Source organism: Curtobacterium sp. MCLR17_058 (assembly GCF_003234705.2).
Lineage (GTDB): Bacteria > Actinomycetota > Actinomycetes > Actinomycetales > Microbacteriaceae > Curtobacterium > Curtobacterium flaccumfaciens.
On sequence record NZ_CP126262.1, the window covers coordinates 3,097,888 to 3,116,254 of the forward strand.

The window sequence follows — 18,367 nt, forward strand, 5'->3', positions numbered from 1 at the left end:
GAGCGCCGGTCGATGGGGGCGGACCGGCGGGCCCTGCAGCGTGACGCACGCATCACCGACGCGTGGCGTCGGTGACCCGAGCAGGGAGTCCCCTGATCCGGGACTCACGTCCCTCGCTCGTCTCGGTCACCGGTGGTTGGTCGGCACCGGACTCGCTGTGCGTCACGGGCTGTTCGGGTTCCCCTCCTGCCGCGGACGCTGCCAACACCGGTGCCCTAGCGCCGGTGCGGGGGACGACAGCGAACCGCGGTGACGCCACAGTACGATCCGAGCAACCTGGGTGGAACCCGTTGACCCGGATCAGCGCGTTGTGCTACCACTCGGTGTCCCGGATGCGTCGTCCGCGTCGCCGGGTGCCACCGCCCGCGACCACGCCGAGTCGGCCGCCGTGCTGGTGTCCGCCGGCTCCGGCGTCAGCACGAGCCCCGACCCCGAGGTGGCCGAGGCGTAGAGGTCCTCGAGCCAGCTGCGGTTGATCGACGGCACCCGGCTGCCGGTGAACTTGAAGTGCAGGCTCACGTTGGGGTGCAGCCAGATCGTGCTGCGACCGTTGCCGTGGACGACGTCGTCCTTCCACGAGAACGCGAAGCGGTGGTCACGCCGGAGCATGTTGACGATGACGATCTGCAGGTGCGTGAGCGCGCGGTCGTCGATCCGCAGGTCGAGCGGTCGGCCGTCGTAGATGAGCTGCCCCATGGCTCCTTCTACTCCTGCACGCCGGTGTGCGCGAGACCGGACGCCCAGGTGGTGATGGTGCGGTCGAACCAGACGGCGTCGACGTTGCGCTCCCAGGCGTGCTCGGCCGGCTCGCTGACCGCCAGTGTCACCGTGCCGGGGTGGGCATCGGCGAACTCCTGACTGGCCGAGAACGGCACCGTGGTGTCGCCGGTGGAGTGGATGAGCAGGGTCGGTGGCAGCGGCCGGGGTGCGCGCAACCACGACAGCGCGCGCACGTCGACCGGCGACCGCAGCCCCACCGTCCGGCAGAGGACCGGCGTCGCCATCGCCCCGAGGGCAGCACGCACCACGAAACCCGGCAGTCCCGCGCGGCGGGCCTGGGACCGGACGGTGACGGCCCAGTCCAGCGCCGGGGCGACGAGCACGATCCCGGCGAGGCGGGCACGGTGCGCCGAGCGGGCGAGGAGCTCGTGCGTGATCGTCGCGCCCATCGACCACCCCACGATGACGAGCCGTTCGGCGCCGTTCGCGACGGCGTGGTCGAGCGCCACTTCGACGTCCGCCCACTCGCGGGCTCCGAGGTGTGAGGCCCGGCCCTCCCACGGTGCCTCGCCGTCGCCGCGGAACGACGGGACGATCGAGGTCCAGCCGAGTTCGAGCGCCGCGGGGACGGTCCGGAGCGCGGTGACCCGGGTCGTCCGGATCCCGTGCACGTGGACGGCCCAGGTGCGGGCGGCCACGGGGTCGGGGCGCCCAGCGCCGCCGGGCCCCGGCCGCACCACCCACGCGGGCGCCGGCCCCACCGGCGTCGACAGCGACACCTCGGACCAGTCGACCTCCATCGCCGCCGGGTCCGGGTGCACGTGCCCGCTCCACCGCACCCGCGACGACACGGCGCCGGTCGTCCGCACCACGGCCCGGCGCACGAACCCGGCGGCTTCGTCGACCTCGAGCACCGGCCCGACGGTGGTGTGCCCCGGGCCGTCGTGCCACAGCCCGTACTCCCCCGGCCGCACGGTGTCGTCGGTGATCGGCAGCCGGACGGAGTCCGCGTCGGACTCGAGCACGGGCGTCCACCGGTCGCCACCGGGCAGCACGATCCTGCCGACGACCTTCCGCAGGACGACCAGGACCACCAGCCCGACGAGGCACACCGCCGCCAGCACCACGAGCGCTCCGAGCACCCACCACACGATCGTCACGCCGTCATCCTCCGAGGCTCCGGGTCAGGGTCCGTTCGGCCGACCGCACCTGCGCGAGTTCGGCGTCGTCGAGGGTCCGGCCCTGCACCTCGGCGTCGCGGATCGCGATGACCAGGTCGTAGGTCCGGGCCTGCGGGTCCCCCGGCCGCTCGACCGCTCGCACCGCGTGCCGACGGGCGATGCGGCGCAGGCGTCGGTGGTGCCCGCGGTGTCGCAGGTCACGGCCCCACCGCCGGAAAGTCAGCGAGGCCATCGCAACGACGATGAGCACGATGCCGAGGTAGAACGGCGGGTCGAAGGCCAGGCGCAGGCCGTCCCGCACCCCGGCCGGGAAGAGTCCGAAGTGGTCGGCGGTGAGCGAGGCGACCTCGTCGACGCTCGCCACGACGACCAGGGCGAGCCCGACGCGGAACACCACGAGCGCCACCGGGTTCTGCAGCACGCCACGGCGCAGGGTCGTCGCGGCGATCAGTCCCACGCTCACCATGTAGACCGTCCCGTAGAGCCACATCGGGGTCTGCTCGATCTCGCGCACGATGAAGTGGAAGTCGGTCCCGCCGCGCTCCTCGACCAGCAGGAACGGCACCGTGAAGGCCACGACCACGACGAGCAGCGCCACCGGCCTGGCGAGCACCGGGCGCTCCGGCAGGTCGTCGGTGCTCGCGCGCAGCATCAGCCAGAACGCGACGGTCGCGCAGACGTTCTGCACCAGGTTGATGAGGTTCGAACCGCCCAGGGCACCGTCGAGCACCGGCTGCGGCACGACGCTGCCGAGGGTCAGGAGCCCCAGCGCCCCGACGCCGGTGGCACCCCAGGCCGCCCGACCACGGGGGTTCCGCAGCACGTACGGCGTGCGGGCGAGGAAGATCAGCGCCGCGAACCAGAAGGCCGCGGCGTGCAGGACGGCCATCAGCCGTAGGCCCGCTCGTCCGCGCCCGTGGCCCCGGCGAGCAGGACCGTCGCGAGCTCGTAGGCGAACCGTTCGGCGAAGTGCTCGTCGTCGTCGGAGATGCTCACGAGCCCGGAGTCGGCGTCGAGCGCGCGGCGGCAGACGTGGCCCCCCGCGGCGAACTCGGCGACGGACGACGCGGTCGGTGTGCCGACGTCGCCGTGCACCAGGTGCCCGAGCTCGTGCAGCACGCAGTGCATGCGGTAGAGCGGCGGTGCGTCGGCCGGCACGAGCACCAGGTTCTCGTGCTCGAACTGCGACACGAGCGCGGTGAGCGGACCCCAGCTCGGCCCGTCGGCGTCGACGACGCGCGTGGGCTTGCCGACCATCCGACCGACGCCGGTCACCACGTCGGACAGCTGCGGCGCACGGGGCAGGGTGGCGACGAGGGCACGGACGGCACCGGACGCACCCAGCTGCTCCGCCATCGCCCCTCCGATCTCCGCGGCAAGACTACCGGCAGGTCCCCCTTGTGGACGAGACCAGCCGGACGTAACCTACAACCAAATGGTTGTACGAATCGAACTGTCCGACGCCGAGGTCGACCGGGTGTTCCACGCACTGGCCGACGCGACCCGTCGTGACATCGTCCGGCGCACGCTCGTCGGGTCGTCGTCCGTGAGCGAGCTCGCGGACGCCTACTCGATGTCGTTCGCCGCCGTCCAGAAGCACGTCGCCGTCCTCGAGGGAGCCGGACTCGTGAGCAAGGAGGCCCGCGGCCGCACCCGCATCGTGCGCGCCGAGCCGGAGCAGCTCGACCGGGTCCGTGCCCTCCTCGACGCCTACGGCCGCCTCTGGCACAGCCGGATGGACCGCCTCGGCGACGTGCTCGACGGCGACGCGTCCGGACACCCAGCACCAGACGACACCCGACGACACCAGGAGCGATGATGCCCACCACGTCCGTCCACACCGATCCCGACACCCTCTCGATGACCCTCGTCGCCGAGTTCCCCGTCCCCGTCGAACGCCTCTGGGCCGCCTTCGCCGACCCACGCCAGCTCGAGCGGTTCTGGGGACCGCCCGGGTTCCCCGCGACCTTCACGACGTTCGACCTGCGCCCCGGCGGCCGTGCCGACTACCGGATGACGTCCCCGCAGGGCGAGCGGTTCCACGCCGTCTGGCAGGTCACCGAGGTCGACGAGCCCCGTCGCATCGTCTTCCGCGACCTGTTCACCGACCCCCAGGGCACCGTCGACGAGTCACTGCCCGCGGGCGAGACCGTGTTGTCGTTCGGCCCGGCCGACGACGGCTCGCGGGTCACCGTGGTGTCCTCGTTCGCCTCGGCCGCCGACCTCGACGCGATGCTCCAGATGGGCATGCTCGAGGGCTACCAGCAGGCGTTCGGCCAGCTCGACCGGGTGCTCGCCGACCTGCGCGAGTGGGCCCTCGGTGCGGGCACCGAGACCGAGGTCCTCGACGACACCCACGTCCGGATCACCCGGGCGTTCGCGGCGCCGCGGCACCTGCTCTGGCGGGCGCACACCGAGCCCGACCTGGTGCGCCGGTGGCTGCTCGGCCCCGACGGGTGGGAGATGACGGTGTACGAGAACGACCTGACCCCGGGCGGCGTGTTCCGGCAGGCCTGGGCGCCGACGGGTGACACCGAGGGCGAGCCCTTCGGGTTCGAGGGCGAGAACCTCGTCGTCGAACCCGAACGCCGGATGGTGTCGACCGAACGCATGACCGGGGCGCCCTTCCCGCCGAACACGAACGACCTGCAGTTCGACGAGGCCGACGGCGTCACGCTCATGACGCTGCTCGTCACCTACCCGGACCGGGAGCAGCGGGACATGATCCTCGCGACCGGCATGACGGAGGGCATGGAGGCCAGCTACCAGCGGCTGGAACGCGAGGTCCTGTCCGCAGCATGACCGGCAGACGGACGGGAGGCCCGTGGCGGCGCCGCCACGGGCCTCCCGTCCGTCCCGAGCAAGCGACAGATCCCGGCGCACGATCCGGGTCCGGTCCCCGAGAGCGACAGATCCCCGCGGATGTTCCGCGGGGATCTGTCGCTTTCGCGAGGGGCTGGTGGGCGCAGGCCGGCTACTCCGGCTGCGCCGACGCCTCGTAGTGCCGCGCGCCGCCGCGCACGCCCGCGAACCGGAACGGCGCGGTCGTGACGCGCGGACGCTCGACGTCCTCGCTGGTGGCGGCACCCGCTGCGTGGAGCGCGCGGTAGGCGTCGACCGTCAGCGGGACCCGTGCCTCGAGCAGCGACCGCACGCGACCCGCACGGCGGTGCTCGCGGTAGTCGGGCCGGACGACGCCGGTGATGAGCTCACCGACGCTGCCGGAGCCGTAGCTGAACAGGCCGAGCCGCTCCCCCGCCAGGTCGTCGTCCAGGTCGAGCAGTGCTGCGAGCCCGATCCAGAGCGACGCCGTGTAGGTGTTGCCGGTCTGCCGGTTGTAGGTGAACCCGATCGCCAGGTCGGCCTCGTCGAAGGGTGCGCCGACGTGCTGGGTGAGCTTGCGGTGCGCCTTGATCGCCATCTTGGTGAAGGGCTGGTGGTGCACGAACCGGGCGATGTCGTCGTACGCCGGGCCGCCCTGTTCCGCCAGGTCGTCCCAGGCGCCGACGAACGCGTTGACGTACGCGCTCACCGAGAGCCGACCGTCGACCAGTGCGGTGGAGCGGTCGTTCGGGCGCCAGAAGTCGTCGACGTCCGCCGTGTAGACGCCCGCCGCCGGCTCGATCTCGATCAGGTCGGGGTCGGCGGACACCAGGATCGCGGCGGCACCGGCACCCTGGGTCGGCTCGGCCGGGGTGTCGACGTCGTACCGGGCGACGTCGGCGGCGATGACGAGCACCCGCTCGTGCGGGGCGCGGGCGACGATGCCGAGTGCGAGCTGCACCGCGGCCATCCCGCCGTAACAGGCCTGCTTCAGCTCGACCACGCGGACGGCCTTCGGCAGCCCGAGCAGGCCGTGCACGTACACGCCGGCGGCCTTCGACTGGTCGACGCCGGACTCGGTGGCGAACAGCACCGTGCGGATGCCCTCGACGCCGTGCCGGTCGATGAGCTCCTTCGCGGCGGCGGCGCCCATCGTGACGATGTCCTCGTCGGGCGCGGGCACGCTGAAGGCGTCCTGCCCGATGCCGACGTGGTACTTCGCCGGGTCGACGCCGAGCCGCTCGGCCAGGTCGTCGAGCTCGAGCACGTGGTGCCCGGTCGCGATCGCGATGTCGTGGATGCCGACGCCGGTCATGCGGCACCCCCTGCGGGCTTCGTGCCACGGCGTTCCATCGCGACGTGGGCGGCCATCAGCTCGCCCGGGTTGGTCTGTGCGGCGAGGAGCGAGAGCTCCCCGCACAGGACGGTCGCGGCGCACAGGGCGGCGAGGCGGCGGGCGTTCCCGCCCGGCTCGCGGTCCTCGCGGCAGCCGAGGCGCACCAGGGCGTCCTCGACGACGGGCAGGTCCCCGCCCTTGCCGTTGCCGACCGTGCCGACGATCAGGTGCGGCAGCGAGGTCGCGAAGTACAGGTCGCCGTCGCGGTCCTCGGCGCTCGTGATGCCCTGCGAACCCTCGACGATGTTGGCGGCGTCCTGCCCGGTGGCCAGGTAGAAGCCGAGCAGCATGTTCGCGTAGTGCGCGTTCGCCGAGCGGATGGCCCCGGCGATCGTCGACCCGATCAGGTTCTTCGCGATGTTCAGCTCGACGATGCGCGCGGTGCTCGACCGCAGGCGCTTCTCGACGACCTCGCCCGGGATCACGATCTCGGCGATGGTGTTGCGGCCGCGGCCACGGATGCCGTTCACCGCGGTGGCCTTCTTGTCGGTGCAGAAGTTGCCCGACACCGAGACGTACCGCAGGCCCGGCTGCCAGTCCAGGATCGCCGGCAGCAGCTTGTCCGCCGCCTGCGTGACCATGTTGTGGCCGGAGGCGTCGCCGGTGGTGAACGCGAAGCGCAGGAACAGCAGGTCCCCGACGATCTCCGGGTGCACCTCGATGAGCTTGGCGAACCGGCTCTGTCCGGACACGATCGCGGCGAGTTCGTCCTGGCGCGCGAGGATCTGGCCCGCGGCGACGTGGGCCGCGGCGGCGCTGTCGGCACGGACCACGACGGAGCGGGTCATGCGCTCGTCGACGACGGTCGCGACGATGCCGTCCTCGACCATCCGCGAGATGCGGGCGCCGCGGCCGACGGACGGCCAGAGCGGCGACTCGTAGGTGGCGAGGGGGACCTCGTGCTCCCCCTGCACGGCGTTGCCGCTGACGCGGATCGGGCCGACCCACTTGGTGGGGATCGGTGTGAGCAGGTCACTCATCGAGGGCTCCTTCTGGTGCTCGCACCGCGACGCTGAGGTGTCTGATGTCGTGCGCCTCCCAGGCGCGGTGGATGCCGGCGGGGTCGGTGTCCGCCGGGACGAGCGCGATGCCGCAGTCGCCGCCGCCGGCACCGGACGGCTTCGCCGCCCCGCCCGCCGCCTCGACGACGTCGCACAGGGTCGCGAGACGCTCGGTCTCGATCTTCGACCCGACCGAGTCGCCGAGACGCTGCAGCAGCCCACGGGCGCGTCGGAGGGCACCGAGCGTGCGCTCGGCGTCGCCGGTCTGGAGGCCCGTGGTCAGGTCGTCGACGGCGCTGCGGCTCTCGTCGAGGAACGCCTGGTACCCGCCGTTGCGGTGCCGACGCACCACGTCGACGAGCTTCGTGGTGGACGCGGGCGAGCCGGTCCAGCCGACGAGCAGCTGCAGGTTCTCGGGAGCAGGCAGCCGCTGGACGTCGAAGCCGTCCCAGGCGTCGGCGTCCGTCAGGATCGCGGACACGGCGTGGTCGCCGAGCATCGCGGCGAGGCGCTCGCGGTCGGGGGCGCTGTAGCGCAGCCAGCCGCCGAACGTGCTCGCGGCGAGGTCGCCGCCGGAGGCCCGGGGGTTCACCCGGATGGTGGCGAGCAGCGCGACCTGGAAGCGCTGGCGCTGCGTCAGGCCGATGCCGTAGAAGCGGTCGAGAGCACCGACCGTGGCGACGGTGACCGCGGCCGAGGACCCGAGTCCGAACTTCCGGCCGCTGGCGTCGTCGAGCTGGCTCTCGATGCGCAGGTCGTGGAACCGCGGGGCGATGCCGTGCTCGGCGCGGAGCTTCTCGACCAGGTCGATCGTGGCCATCACGTAGTCGTAGGGGTGGTGCTCGCGGTCGAGCGCCAGGCCGTCCTCGGCACGGGTCCACGTGAGCGGCAGGTGCCCGTACTCCTCGGAGTGCACGCTGCCCGCGCCGTGCCCCTCGCGCACCTTCGCCGTGATGGCGCGGTCGAGGGCGATCAGGACGGACGGCTGGCCCGGCTCGACGACGGCGTACTCGCCGGCGACGAACAGCTTGCCGTGTGCACGGAACTCGATCACTGCGCGGACTCCTTCTGGTCGGGATTGCTCCCGGTCTCTTCGGAGCGGAGCACCCGCGCGGCAGGTCCGGTGCCGGACTCGATGACGTCCCCCAGCGACGCGAGCGCCCCGGCGACGGCCGACCGGTCCTGCGGCTTCGTGAGCACGACGACGTTCGGGCCCGCGTCGGCCGTGGCGTAGGCCTCGGTGCCGCCGGCACGCAGCTCGGCGACGGCGTCGAACACGGCGACGCTGCGGGCGTTGAGGTAGCGGATCGGCGGGAACGCGCCCTCGATCGTCGCGTGCATCCGGAGCGCGTTGCTCTCGGTGATCTCGCCGATGCGGGTGAAGTCGCCGGCCGCGCAGGCCGTGAGCATGTCGCCGACGGTCTCGGTCGTCGAGGTCACCCAGGCCGGGTAGAAGGGCGACGTCGCGATGGTGCGGCGCATGGCCTCGCGCGACCCGATCGGCTTCGGGCCGGCGTCGATCGTGACCACGACCATGGCCATCGGCGGGGCGGGGATCGGCTCGGCGAAGGAGCCCTGGTCGTCGCCGGCGTGCCAGACGGCGACACCGCCGGGGATCGAGCGCGTGGCCGAGCCGGAACCGCGACGTGCCAGACGGGACAGGTCGCGCGGCGACAGGTCGAGGCCGTAGGCCGCGGCCGCCGCGGTCGCCAGGGCGGCGAAGCCGGACGCGCTCGAGGCCAGCCCGGCACCGGTCGGGACGGTGTTCTCGGACACCACCGACGCCCGCTCGGACGACCCGGCGAGCTCGCGCACCAGGTCGAGGAACTGCTGCACGCGCACCAGCGCACCGTCGTCGACGACGTGACCGTTCAGCGTGAACGCGTCACGGGCCTCCCGTCCGCCGTCCACCGTGACGGTGGTCGTCGTCGGGAACACGTCCAGCCCCATCGAGACGCTGCCCGTGGCGGGCAGCGCGAGCTGCGCGTCCGCCTTCCCCCAGTACTTGACGAGGGCGATGTTGGGGTGCGCGACGGCGGTGGCTGTCAGCAAGCGCGGGCTCCGATCGTGGTGGTCCAGGTGGCTGCGGCCCCTGCGCCGCGGAGTGCGGCCGCGATGCGGTCCGCGTGGTCGTCGTCCGTGGCGAGCGCGAGGACGCACCCGCCCCGCCCGCCGCCGGTGAGCTTCGCGCCGAGGGCGTCCGCAGCACGTGCGGCGTCGACGAGCCGGTCCAGGTCGTCACTCGACACGTCGAGTGTGCTGAGCAGGTCGTGCGCGGCGTCCATGGTGGCACCCAGAGCCTGGGCATCGCCGTCCTCGAGTGTCCCCCGTGCCCGACGGGCGAGCGCACCGATCCGGTCGATCACGGCGCCGACACCGACCGGGTCCTGGTCGTGGCGGGCGCGGACGGCCGAGACGGCCTCGCGGGTGTGCCCGGGCACGCCGGTGTCCGCGACGACGAAGGTGAACCGGGCGCCGAGCGTGACGGGTTCGATGTGCCCGCCCTCGAACCAGACCGGCGCGGACGCGACGACGCCCCGGGCGTCGAGGCCGGACGGTCGGCCGTGGGCGACGCGTTCGCACTCCTGGATGAGCTCGTGGTGGGTCTCGACGTCGAGGGTCTCGCCCAGGGCGTCGGCGACGGCGGCGGTCACTGCGGCGGCGACCGCGGCACTCGAGCCCATGCCGCGGGCGGTCGGGACCTCGCTGTCGACCCGGACGTGGAAGTGGCGGTCGGTGACTCCGAAGTGGCGCAGGGTCGCGGTGACGGCGGTGACGGTCGGCAGCACGGCCGCGGGTGCGAGGTCGAGGGGGCCGGTGTGCACGGTCGACTGCAGGCTGTGACCGGGCTGCTCGGCGTCGGCGGCGACCGGGGTGACCGTCGCCACGACCCGTGCGTCGAGCACCGGCAGGACGAGAGCGGGTGCGCCGTAGACCACGGCGTGCTCACCGATCAGGATCGTCTTGCCGTGGGACGACGCCGATCCGTTGCCGGGGGTCGTGGTGTTGTCGAGGTCGCTGCTGCTCATCTTGGGTCACGTCAGCCTAACCGTCCGGGTCGTCGGCGTGTTCGTCAGCTGGGCATCCGCTGCATCGAGTTGTGCACAACTGGGTTGCGTGACAGTGTGGACGCATGCCCGTGACCGACGAGATGGTGTGCTTCTCCCTCTACGCGGCGTCCCGCGCCACCACGCAGGCGTACCGCACGATGCTCGAACCCTGGGGTCTGACGTACCCGCAGTACCTGGTGCTCGTGACCCTGTGGGTCGAGGGCGACCAGACCGTCTCGAGCCTCGGGGAACACCTGCAGCTCGACTCCGGCACCCTCTCGCCACTGCTCCGCCGCATGGAGCAGAGCGACCTGGTCCGCCGCGAGCGCCGCAGCACCGACGAGCGCGTCGTCACCGTGATGGTCGGTGACCGAGGCCGCGAACTGCGGTCCGAGCTGAGCGGCATCCCCGCGCGCATCGCCGCCGGGATGGGCCTGGCCGACGAACGTGCAGCCGCCGAGCTCATCGCGACGCTGCACCGGCTGACCGAGACGATGCACGCGGCGGCCGACCCCGAGCACGACGCCGCTGGCGCTGACGCCGGCGCCGTTTCGCGCTGAGCGACACCCCACGGCCACGTGTGCCCATGAACTGTCGCTGAGCGCGAGAGCACGCCGCACACCCCCGAACTTCACGATCCGCCCCACAAGGAAGGAACCCCATGGAAACCCTCTACACCGCCGAGGCCCTGGCCACCGGCGAAGGCCGCAACGGCCACGTCGCCACGAGCGACGGCACGGTCGAGTTCGACCTCGCCATCCCGAAGGAGATGGGTGGCTCCGGCAACGGCGCCAACCCCGAGCAGCTCTTCGCCGCCGGCTACGCCGCCTGCTTCCACTCCGCACTGCAGGGCGTCGCCCGCAGCCAGAAGGTGAAGATCACCGACTCGTCCGTCGGCGGTCGCGTGTCGATCGGCCCGAACGGCAACGGTGGCTACCAGCTCGCCGTCATGCTCGAGGTCGTCATCCCCGGCCTGGAGCACGACCAGGCGCAGGCCCTCGCCGACGCGGCCCACCAGGTCTGCCCGTACTCGAACGCGACCCGCGGCAACATCGACGTCACCATCGTCGTCTCGGAGGACTGACCCATGAGCACCACCACCCCCACCACCATGCGCGCCGTCGTCCACGAGACGTTCGCCGAGCCCGCCGACGTCCTCGAGGTGCAGGAGCGCCCCGTCCCGACGCCCGGCGCCGGCGAGGTCCTCGTCCGCACGGTCCTCTCCCCCATCCACAACCACGACCTGTGGACCGTCCGCGGCACCTACGGCTTCAAGCCGGAGCTCCCCGCCGCCTCGGGCACCGAGGCACTCGGTGTCGTCGAGGCCCTCGGCGAGGGCGTCACGAACCTGCAGGTCGGCCAGCGCGTCGCCGGCGGTGCCTTCGGCGTCTGGGCCGAGTACTACACCGCCAGCGCCGCCGGGCTCGTCCCGGTGCCGGACGCGATGACCGACGAGGCCGCCGCCCAGCTCGTCTCGATGCCGTTCAGCGCCATCAGCCTGCTGCACTCGCTCGACCTGCACGAGGGCGACTGGATCATCCAGAACGCCGCCAACGGTGCGGTCGGACGCATGGTCGCCCAGCTCGGCGCCGCCCGTGGCATCAACGTGATCGGACTCGTCCGTCGCGCCGCCGGTGTCGACGAGCTCCGCGAGCAGGGCATCGAGCGCATCGTCGCCACCGACGCCGACGACTGGCAGGACCAGGTCGCCGCGATCACCGGTGGTGCCCCGATCATCGCGGGCGTCGAGTCGGTCGGTGGCAAGGCCGCCGGCGACATCGCCTCCGTGCTGGGCGAGAACGCCACCCTCGTCGTCTTCGGCGCGATGGCGTCGCCGACGCTCGAGATCCCGTCGGGCAAGGTCATCTTCGGCCAGCTCACCGTGAAGGGCTTCTGGGGCTCCGTCGTCAGCAAGACGATGCCGGCCGAGACGAAGGGGCAGCTCTTCGGTGAGCTCATCACCCGCGTGCTCGACGGCTCGCTGACGCTACCCGTCGCCGAGACCTTCGCCTTCGAGCAGGTCCGCGACGCCGTGCGCGCCAGCGACACCGCCGGTCGCGTCGGCAAGGTGCTCCTGCGCCCGTAACGCGACCACAGAACGGACGGGAGGCCCGGTGCCAGCTGGCACCGGGCCTCCCGTCCGTCCGCTGGTCCGTCACATGGCCTCCTTGATGCCCCGACGCACCAGCCACACGTTCACGGGGTAGGAGCAGACGAAGCCGGCCACCATCGCCAGCTGCATCGCCACCCAGAACTCCGGCGAGAAGACGCTCGCGCGCCCGCCGACGAGTGCCGGGAACACGACCAGCTGCCACACCGCCATCAGGCCGTACATGCCCACCTGCCACGCGATGATCGACAGCGTGTCGGCCTTGAGCGCGGCGACGAGCCCCGCCCGGACGCCGAGGCCCCGCATCGGCGCGATGGCGAAGTACTGGAACGCGATGCCGAGCACGAACGCGATGACGAAGTCGACGATCCACCCGGCGACCATCCGGTCCTGGTAGAGCGACCCCAGGCCGACGGCCACCCCGAGCGCCGGGAACGCCGCGAGCCCGAACTCGCCGATCAGGTCACCGAGGGCGCAGCCGGCCCCGCAGTGGCTCGTGTCGATCGCGGTGCCCGCCCACCGTCCGTGTCCGGGCGCCGAGGCCCGCCCCCGACGCAGGTAGAAGACGAGCCACACGACGCTGCCGAAGAGCATCGTGAGCGGCCACACGAACGCCATGACGCGCATGTGCGGCGGCCGACGCACCACGTCGACCGCCACGAACACCGCACACCCCACGGCAACCACGAGCAATGCAGAGCACACCACGTTCAGGGTGACCGGGAAGTCCTGCAGCACCAGTTCCGTCACGCCTCCATGCAACCAACCGGGCGGCGACCGTGGATCCAGTGAGCAGAAGACGTCGGGTGCCCTGGGGCGACCCGACGTCTTCTGCGCACTCGGTGTGGTGCGGACTAGCGGCGCGACGCTTTCACGGGGACGGTGAAGATGTTGCCGGTGGTGACGCCCTCCTCGACCTCTTCGAGGGTGCGACCGCGGCTCTCCGGCACGAACTTCCAGATGAAGAGCAGCGCCAGCAGCCCGACGACCCCGAAGCCGAAGAACGTCCCGGTGATGCCGGTCGCAGCGACGATCGTCGGGAAGTACAGCCCGAGGAACGCGTTCGCGATCCAGAGGCAGAACACCGAGATGCCCATGCCGAGCGCACGGATCTGCGTCGGGAAGATCTCGGACAGGACGACCCACACGGCGATGTTGAGGAAGGTCTGCATCGAGCCGACGAACGCGACGACCAGGAACAGGATGACCCACGGGCGGGCCGGGTTGCCCTCGGGCAGCGCCACCGACGCGATGCCGATGAGGAAGTGGCAGATCGTCGTCAGCGTGAACCCGAGGATCAGCGTCGTGCGGCGGTTGATCTTCTCCATGTTGTACAGCGCGATGACGCCACCGACGACGGCGATCACGCCGGGGGCGATGTTCGCGATGAGGGCGGCCGACGCCTGGAACCCGGACTCGATGAGCACGGTCTGGCCGTAGTACATGATCGAGTTGATGCCGGTCAGCTGCTGCGCGACGCCGAGCCCGGCACCGATGAGCACGATGCGGATGAGCCACTTGTTCCCGCGCAGCGTGTGCCAGCCACTGACGCGCTCGACCTTCGCTTCGAGGTCGTTGCTCCGCTTGATGTCGTCGAGCTCGGCGCGGGCCCGATCGGTGGTCCGGACCTGCTCGAGGACCGAGAGCGCCTCGTCGTAGCGGTCCTTCGACGCGAGCCACCGCGGCGACTCCGGCACCCGGAGCATGCCGACGAACAGCGCGATCGCGGGGAGCGCGCAGACGGCCAGCATGACGCGCCACACCCCGTTGCCCTCACCCCAGACGTTGCCGATGATTGCGTTGACCACGAACGCGGCGAGCTGGCCGATCACGATCATGAGCTCGTTGCGGCCGGACAGCGACCCGCGGATCTCGTACGGCGCGAGTTCGGCGAGGAACACGGGCACCACCGTGGAGGCGCCACCCACCGCGAGGCCGAGGAGGACACGACCGACGACGATGACCTCGAACGTCGGCGCGAACACGCAGATCAGCGTGCCGACGAAGAACGTGACGGCCAGCAGGATGATCGTCTTGCGGCGACCCCAGCCGTCGGCGATGCGGCCGCCGAGCATGGCGCCGATCGCGGCACCGAAGAGCAGCGAGCTGGTGACGACACCCTCGGTGAAGTTCGTGAGGCCGAGCTCCGCCTTCATCGGGTTCAGGGCACCGTTGATGACACCGGTGTCGTACCCGAAGAGCAACCCGCCGAACGTGGCGACGAGGGCCAGCACGCCGAGTCGTCGGCGGTGCGGCCCGGTCCCCAACGGGGGCAGTGCGACAGTCGGGGCTGTCGGTTTGATGTCGACCATTCGGTGACTCCTTCGTCGGTGATCGCGCGTCAGTGCGTGGACCGATCGTAACCCGAATCCATGTCCTGTCAATTGGACATTCTGTCGTCAGGTCGTTTGGATCGGTCCACAGAAGGCCTGATGAGGACGGGAGCGGTCCAATCTGTGGGTCGGGCTCAGCGCTCGTCGTCGACGGGGCCGTCGCCCAGGACGTCCCCCAACGAAGCCATGTCGGCGCCGTGGTCGGTGTAGCGGCGCACGGTCCGTCGGGCGGCGGCACTCGCGGCGCCGGACAGGGCGGGGTTGCGTCGGGCGGCGTCGGCGACGCGTCCGGCGTGCCCCGCGGTGGAGAGCAGCACGTTGGCCAGGGCTCGGGCGTCGCCGCGCTCGGGGACCCCGGTCACGGTCCACGCCGTGCGGACCTGTGCGTCGGGGGTGACGCCACGGCGGGTGCCCATCCGGTGCCAGTCCGACAGCACGCCCTCGGTGCGCGAGGCGGCGCGGTCTGCCTCTCCCGCGCGACGGCGTGCGGCGTCACGGGCGTCGGACTCGGTGTCCGAGCCCTCGACCGTGTCGTACCGGTCGGTGAGCCCGTCGGCCCGGCGCCGGACGCTGTCGGCACGTTCACGCGCTGCGACGTCGTCACCACCCGCCGCTGCGATGCGGGCGGCGTGCGCGGCGGCAGCCGCGGCGAGGATCTCCGAACGCTCCATGCCCTCGACCGTAGCCGCTCCGACCGACACCATCTCGCCCCCTCGGCGGCTGGACTGCGTCCCGGGACACAGTCCGCCGGCGACGACGACCGTGTGTACGCCATCGCGTTACCCTCGACCTGAGGGGGCATCATGAAACGGACCGGCGGAATCGCCATCGTGCTGGCGGCCGGCGTGGTGCTGTCCGGCTGCTCGCTGCTGCGGGGACCGGACGGTGCTCTGCCCGCTCCCTCCAGTCCGCCGGCGTCCAGCCCGACGGCGAGCGAGACCCCGGCGGCGACCCCGACCGGCGAGTCCGCATCGGACCTGATCGAGGCGTCGGCGAACCCGCGCACACCGACCCCGGTGCCGACGGAGGCCGCCGCACCCGCACCGACGCTGACACCGATCCCCGCCGGGACCGTCCTGGCGCAGGGGGACGTGGCCTCGCCGAAGGGCAGCGTGCACTTCCACTTCCGGGTGGTCGCGGACGGCGACGACACGTTCACCGCGCAGTACTCCGGGATCACCTCGACGCTGCCGGTGCCGATCGGCGTCGCGTTGTTCGACCTGCCCCGTGCGGTGGGCGACGGGCTCACCTACCCCGGTGTCGGTGACCGGACCCTCGGCGGTCCGACCAGCACAGCGGCCGCGGTCGACGTCCCGTTGGACGGATCCGGGGTCGACCCGTCACACCTCGGCACCCTCGTGACCTACTCCGCCGCGGCACCCGGACAGGACGTCCCCGTCGAGATCTCCGCCGGCAAGGTCCTCGCGGTGTCCACCGTGCGGTGGTCCGTCCCCGCGCGGCAGACGAACGTGCACCCGAAGGACGCCGGACGACGGGCGAACGCGACCGGGACCGTCACCGCGACCACGTCCGCCGGCGCGCCGAGGTCCTACGGCGTCGCACCGGACGACCTGATCGGGGACGTCGCGGCGCGGTTCGGCATCACCGTCCGCGACCTGGTCTGGCTCAACGAGGGCGTCCAGGTGTTCGGCGAGGACCAGCACCTGTACGAGGGCACGTCCCTCAACCTCGACCCGCTCGCCCGCTGAGCGGGCGGCCCGGCGCCGAGCCCCGCGGCGTCGCAGCGGGCCCTCGCGAAAGCGACACTTCTCCGCGGAAGATCGGCGCGCATCTGTCGCTTTCGCAGGCCTGACGGCGGCCCGTCGGGCGCAACTGTCGCTTTGGCAGTGCCCGACACGACGGACGGGAGGCCCGTGGCGGATCCGCCACGGGCCTCCCGTCCGTCAGGTGGGGGCGTGCGTTACTTCCGCAGCTCCAGGTACTTCGCGATGAGCGCCTTGGTCGACGGGTCCTGCGCGTCGAGCGCGGCCTGGTCGCCCTCGACGGCCGGCGTGACCTGCAGCGCCAGCTGCTTGCCGAGCTCCACACCCCACTGGTCGAACGAGTCGATGCCCCAGATCGTGCCCTCGGTGAACACGATGTGCTCGTACAGGGCGATGAGCTGGCCGAGGACGCTCGGGGTGAGCTCCGGCGCGATGATCGACGTGGTCGGCTTGTTGCCCGGGAACGTGCGCGCCGCGACGATGCCCTCGTCGGTGGTGCCCTCGGCGCGGACCTCGTCGGCGCTCTTGCCGAACGCGAGCGCCTTGGTCTGCGCGAAGAAGTTCGCGAGGAACAGCGTGTGCACGTCGGTGCCGGGCGCGACGCCCTTGCCGTCGCCGGTCTCGTCCTTGAGCGGACGGGCCGGGTTGGCGACCGTGATGAAGTCGGCCGGGATCAGGCGGGTGCCCTGGTGGATGAGCTGGTAGAACGCGTGCTGGCCGTTCGTGCCGGGCTCACCCCAGAAGACCTCGCCGGTCTCGGTGGTGACGGGCGAGCCGTCCCAGCGGACGCGCTTGCCGTTCGACTCCATCGTGAGCTGCTGCAGGTACGCGGCGAAGCGGTGCAGGTACTGCGTGTACGGCAGGACCGCGTGGCTCTGCGCACCGAGGAAGTTCGTGTACCAGACGTTGAGCAGGCCCATCAGGACGGGGACGTTCTGCTCGAGCGGCGTGGTGCGGACGTGCTCGTCGATGGCGTGGAAGCCGGCGAGGAACTGCTCCCAGTTCTCCTTGCCGATGGCGATGACGACGCTCGTGCCGATGGCCGAGTCGACCGAGTAGCGGCCGCCCACCCAGTCCCAGAAGCCGAAGGCGTTCTCGGGGTCGATACCGAACGCCTCGACCTTGTCGAGCGCGGTGGAGACGGCGACGAAGTGCTTGGCGACGGCGTTCTTCTTCTCGTCGTCGGCGGTGTCGGTCAGGCCGAGCTTCTCCCACAGCCACTGGCGTGCGAGGCGCGCGTTCGTCAGGGTCTCGAGCGTGCCGAAGGTCTTCGACGCGACGATGAAGAGCGTGGTCTCGGGGTCCAGGTCCGCGGTCTTCTCGTAGATGTCCGCCGGGTCGATGTTCGACACGAAGCGGGCCTCGAGGCCGGGCTGGACGTAGGGCTTGAGTGCCTCGTAGACCATGACGGGGCCGAGGTCGGAGCCACCGATGCCGATGTTGACGACGGTCTCGATGCGCTTGCCGGTGACACCGGTCCAGGCGCCGCTGCGGACCTGCTCGGCGAAGCCGTAGACCTTGTCGAGCGTCTCGTGCACGTCGGCGTCGACGTCCTGGCCGTCGACGGTCAGGGGCGCCGCCGGCACGAGGCCCTCGGTCGCCTTCGGGCGGCGGAGCGCGGTGTGCAGCACGGCGCGGTCCTCGGTGACGTTGATGTGCTCACCGGCGAGCATCGCCTGGAAGCGTTCGGCGACGCCGGTGTCCTTCGCGACCTGCAGCAGCGCGGCGAGGATCTCGTCGGTCACCAGGCCCTTGGAGAGGTCGACGGTCAGGTCGGCCGCCTGGAAGGTGTACTGCTCGGCACGACCGGGGTCGCTGTCGAACCACCCTCGCAGGTCCGGGGTGAAGTCGGCAGCGATGCTGTCGAGCTTCTTCCAGCCTTCGGTCGATGTGGGGTCGACGGGAGCGGATTCGGTCACTTCGGTCCTCCTGGGGATCACGTTCAAGACGTACAGCCCGCGGGTCACGCAGCGCTGCGTCGCGGACCGTCTTTGAGCGTAGTGCGCTCCGGCAGGTGGTGCGCACAGTC

General features: G+C 71.7%; 19 protein-coding genes. 6 read left to right on the forward strand and 13 right to left on the reverse strand.

Annotated elements, in window-relative coordinates:
* Positions 1 to 300: 300 nt before the first annotated feature.
* Genes DEJ11_RS14565 through DEJ11_RS14580 form a run of 4 tightly spaced genes read right to left on the reverse strand, consistent with a single transcriptional unit; the run spans position 301 to position 3,257 of the window.
* Positions 301 to 696 carry a DUF7882 family protein gene (locus DEJ11_RS14565; RefSeq protein WP_111032766.1) on the reverse strand — a complete coding sequence of 132 codons (396 nt, stop codon included), beginning with the start codon at positions 694 to 696 and terminating at the stop codon, positions 301 to 303.
* Positions 697 to 704: 8 nt separating this feature from the next.
* Positions 705 to 1,880: an alpha/beta hydrolase family protein gene (locus tag DEJ11_RS14570; RefSeq protein WP_111104010.1), complete on the reverse strand. Its 1,176-nt coding sequence runs from the start codon at positions 1,878 to 1,880 to the stop codon at positions 705 to 707.
* 4 nt (positions 1,881 to 1,884) lie between these two features.
* Entirely contained in the window at positions 1,885 to 2,790 is a 906-nt protein-coding gene (locus DEJ11_RS14575) for a hypothetical protein (protein ID WP_111030740.1), read from the reverse strand.
* Positions 2,790 to 3,257 (reverse strand): hypothetical protein, encoded by a 468-nt coding sequence (locus DEJ11_RS14580; RefSeq protein WP_111104009.1) that lies wholly within the window; start codon positions 3,255 to 3,257, stop codon positions 2,790 to 2,792. Before DEJ11_RS14580 ends, DEJ11_RS14575 begins: the two co-directional genes overlap by 1 nt.
* 79 nt (positions 3,258 to 3,336) lie before the next feature.
* Here DEJ11_RS14580 and DEJ11_RS14585 point away from each other — a divergent pair, with 79 nt between their 5' ends.
* Both DEJ11_RS14585 and DEJ11_RS14590 read left to right on the forward strand, forming a co-directional pair.
* Positions 3,337 to 3,720 (forward strand): ArsR/SmtB family transcription factor, encoded by a 384-nt coding sequence (locus DEJ11_RS14585; RefSeq protein WP_111024440.1) that lies wholly within the window; start codon positions 3,337 to 3,339, stop codon positions 3,718 to 3,720.
* A complete protein-coding gene (locus DEJ11_RS14590) occupies positions 3,720 to 4,703 on the forward strand; it encodes an SRPBCC family protein (protein ID WP_111104007.1) in 984 nt (327 codons plus the stop codon). The genes DEJ11_RS14585 and DEJ11_RS14590 overlap by 1 nt, the downstream gene beginning before the upstream one ends.
* Before the next feature lie 172 nt (positions 4,704 to 4,875).
* On the opposite strand, the gene DEJ11_RS14595 is transcribed toward DEJ11_RS14590, so the two are convergent.
* Genes DEJ11_RS14595 through mvk form a run of 5 tightly spaced genes read right to left on the reverse strand, consistent with a single transcriptional unit; the run spans position 4,876 to position 10,150 of the window.
* On the reverse strand, positions 4,876 to 6,039 hold the full coding sequence (locus tag DEJ11_RS14595; RefSeq protein ID WP_111087894.1) for a hydroxymethylglutaryl-CoA synthase: 1,164 nt from the start codon (positions 6,037 to 6,039) through the stop codon (positions 4,876 to 4,878).
* Positions 6,036 to 7,100: a hydroxymethylglutaryl-coenzyme A reductase family protein gene (locus DEJ11_RS14600; protein ID WP_071406099.1), complete on the reverse strand. Its 1,065-nt coding sequence runs from the start codon at positions 7,098 to 7,100 to the stop codon at positions 6,036 to 6,038. Before DEJ11_RS14600 ends, DEJ11_RS14595 begins: the two co-directional genes overlap by 4 nt.
* The gene (locus DEJ11_RS14605) at positions 7,093 to 8,175 is read right to left on the reverse strand and encodes a phosphomevalonate kinase (RefSeq protein WP_071406100.1); all 1,083 of its coding nucleotides are present in this window, start codon (positions 8,173 to 8,175) and stop codon (positions 7,093 to 7,095) included. The genes DEJ11_RS14600 and DEJ11_RS14605 overlap by 8 nt, the downstream gene beginning before the upstream one ends.
* On the reverse strand, positions 8,172 to 9,173 hold the full coding sequence (gene mvaD, locus DEJ11_RS14610) for a diphosphomevalonate decarboxylase (protein WP_111104006.1): 1,002 nt from the start codon (positions 9,171 to 9,173) through the stop codon (positions 8,172 to 8,174). Before mvaD ends, DEJ11_RS14605 begins: the two co-directional genes overlap by 4 nt.
* Positions 9,167 to 10,150 carry a mevalonate kinase gene (gene mvk / locus DEJ11_RS14615; protein ID WP_111104005.1) on the reverse strand — a complete coding sequence of 328 codons (984 nt, stop codon included), beginning with the start codon at positions 10,148 to 10,150 and terminating at the stop codon, positions 9,167 to 9,169. The genes mvaD and mvk overlap by 7 nt, the downstream gene beginning before the upstream one ends.
* 104 nt (positions 10,151 to 10,254) lie before the next feature.
* On the opposite strand from mvk, the gene DEJ11_RS14620 reads away from it, so the two are divergent.
* The 3 genes from DEJ11_RS14620 to DEJ11_RS14630 all read left to right on the forward strand — a co-directional run bounded on the left by DEJ11_RS14620 (position 10,255) and on the right by DEJ11_RS14630 (position 12,257).
* Positions 10,255 to 10,731 carry a MarR family winged helix-turn-helix transcriptional regulator gene (locus DEJ11_RS14620; protein WP_181440861.1) on the forward strand — a complete coding sequence of 159 codons (477 nt, stop codon included), beginning with the start codon at positions 10,255 to 10,257 and terminating at the stop codon, positions 10,729 to 10,731.
* Positions 10,732 to 10,832: 101 nt separating this feature from the next.
* The gene (locus tag DEJ11_RS14625; RefSeq protein WP_071406102.1) at positions 10,833 to 11,255 is read left to right on the forward strand and encodes an organic hydroperoxide resistance protein; all 423 of its coding nucleotides are present in this window, start codon (positions 10,833 to 10,835) and stop codon (positions 11,253 to 11,255) included.
* A 27-nt stretch (positions 11,256 to 11,282) separates the two neighbouring features.
* A complete protein-coding gene (locus DEJ11_RS14630) occupies positions 11,283 to 12,257 on the forward strand; it encodes a zinc-binding dehydrogenase (RefSeq protein ID WP_110864227.1) in 975 nt (324 codons plus the stop codon).
* Positions 12,258 to 12,326: 69 nt separating this feature from the next.
* Here DEJ11_RS14630 and DEJ11_RS14635 read toward each other — a convergent pair whose 3' ends face one another.
* From DEJ11_RS14635 to DEJ11_RS14645, 3 genes are all read right to left on the reverse strand, one after another.
* Positions 12,327 to 13,031, reverse strand: coding sequence for a DUF4396 domain-containing protein (locus tag DEJ11_RS14635; RefSeq protein ID WP_258375449.1), 705 nt, complete (start codon positions 13,029 to 13,031; stop codon positions 12,327 to 12,329).
* A 104-nt stretch (positions 13,032 to 13,135) separates the two neighbouring features.
* Positions 13,136 to 14,593, reverse strand: a complete 1,458-nt coding sequence (locus DEJ11_RS14640; RefSeq protein WP_111047300.1) for a sugar porter family MFS transporter — start codon at positions 14,591 to 14,593, stop codon at positions 13,136 to 13,138.
* 155 nt (positions 14,594 to 14,748) lie between these two features.
* Complete coding sequence (locus DEJ11_RS14645) at positions 14,749 to 15,285, reverse strand: hypothetical protein (RefSeq protein ID WP_071405966.1); 537 nt, start codon at positions 15,283 to 15,285, stop codon at positions 14,749 to 14,751.
* A 132-nt stretch (positions 15,286 to 15,417) separates the two neighbouring features.
* Between DEJ11_RS14645 and DEJ11_RS14650 the strand changes: the two genes are divergently transcribed.
* Positions 15,418 to 16,323, forward strand: a complete 906-nt coding sequence (locus tag DEJ11_RS14650; RefSeq protein WP_258375448.1) for a LysM domain-containing protein — start codon at positions 15,418 to 15,420, stop codon at positions 16,321 to 16,323.
* A gap of 212 nt (positions 16,324 to 16,535) precedes the next feature.
* Here the strand turns inward: DEJ11_RS14650 and pgi are convergent, their stop codons facing one another.
* The gene (gene pgi / locus DEJ11_RS14655; protein WP_111104004.1) at positions 16,536 to 18,257 is read right to left on the reverse strand and encodes a glucose-6-phosphate isomerase; all 1,722 of its coding nucleotides are present in this window, start codon (positions 18,255 to 18,257) and stop codon (positions 16,536 to 16,538) included.
* Positions 18,258 to 18,367: the final 110 nt, after the last annotated feature.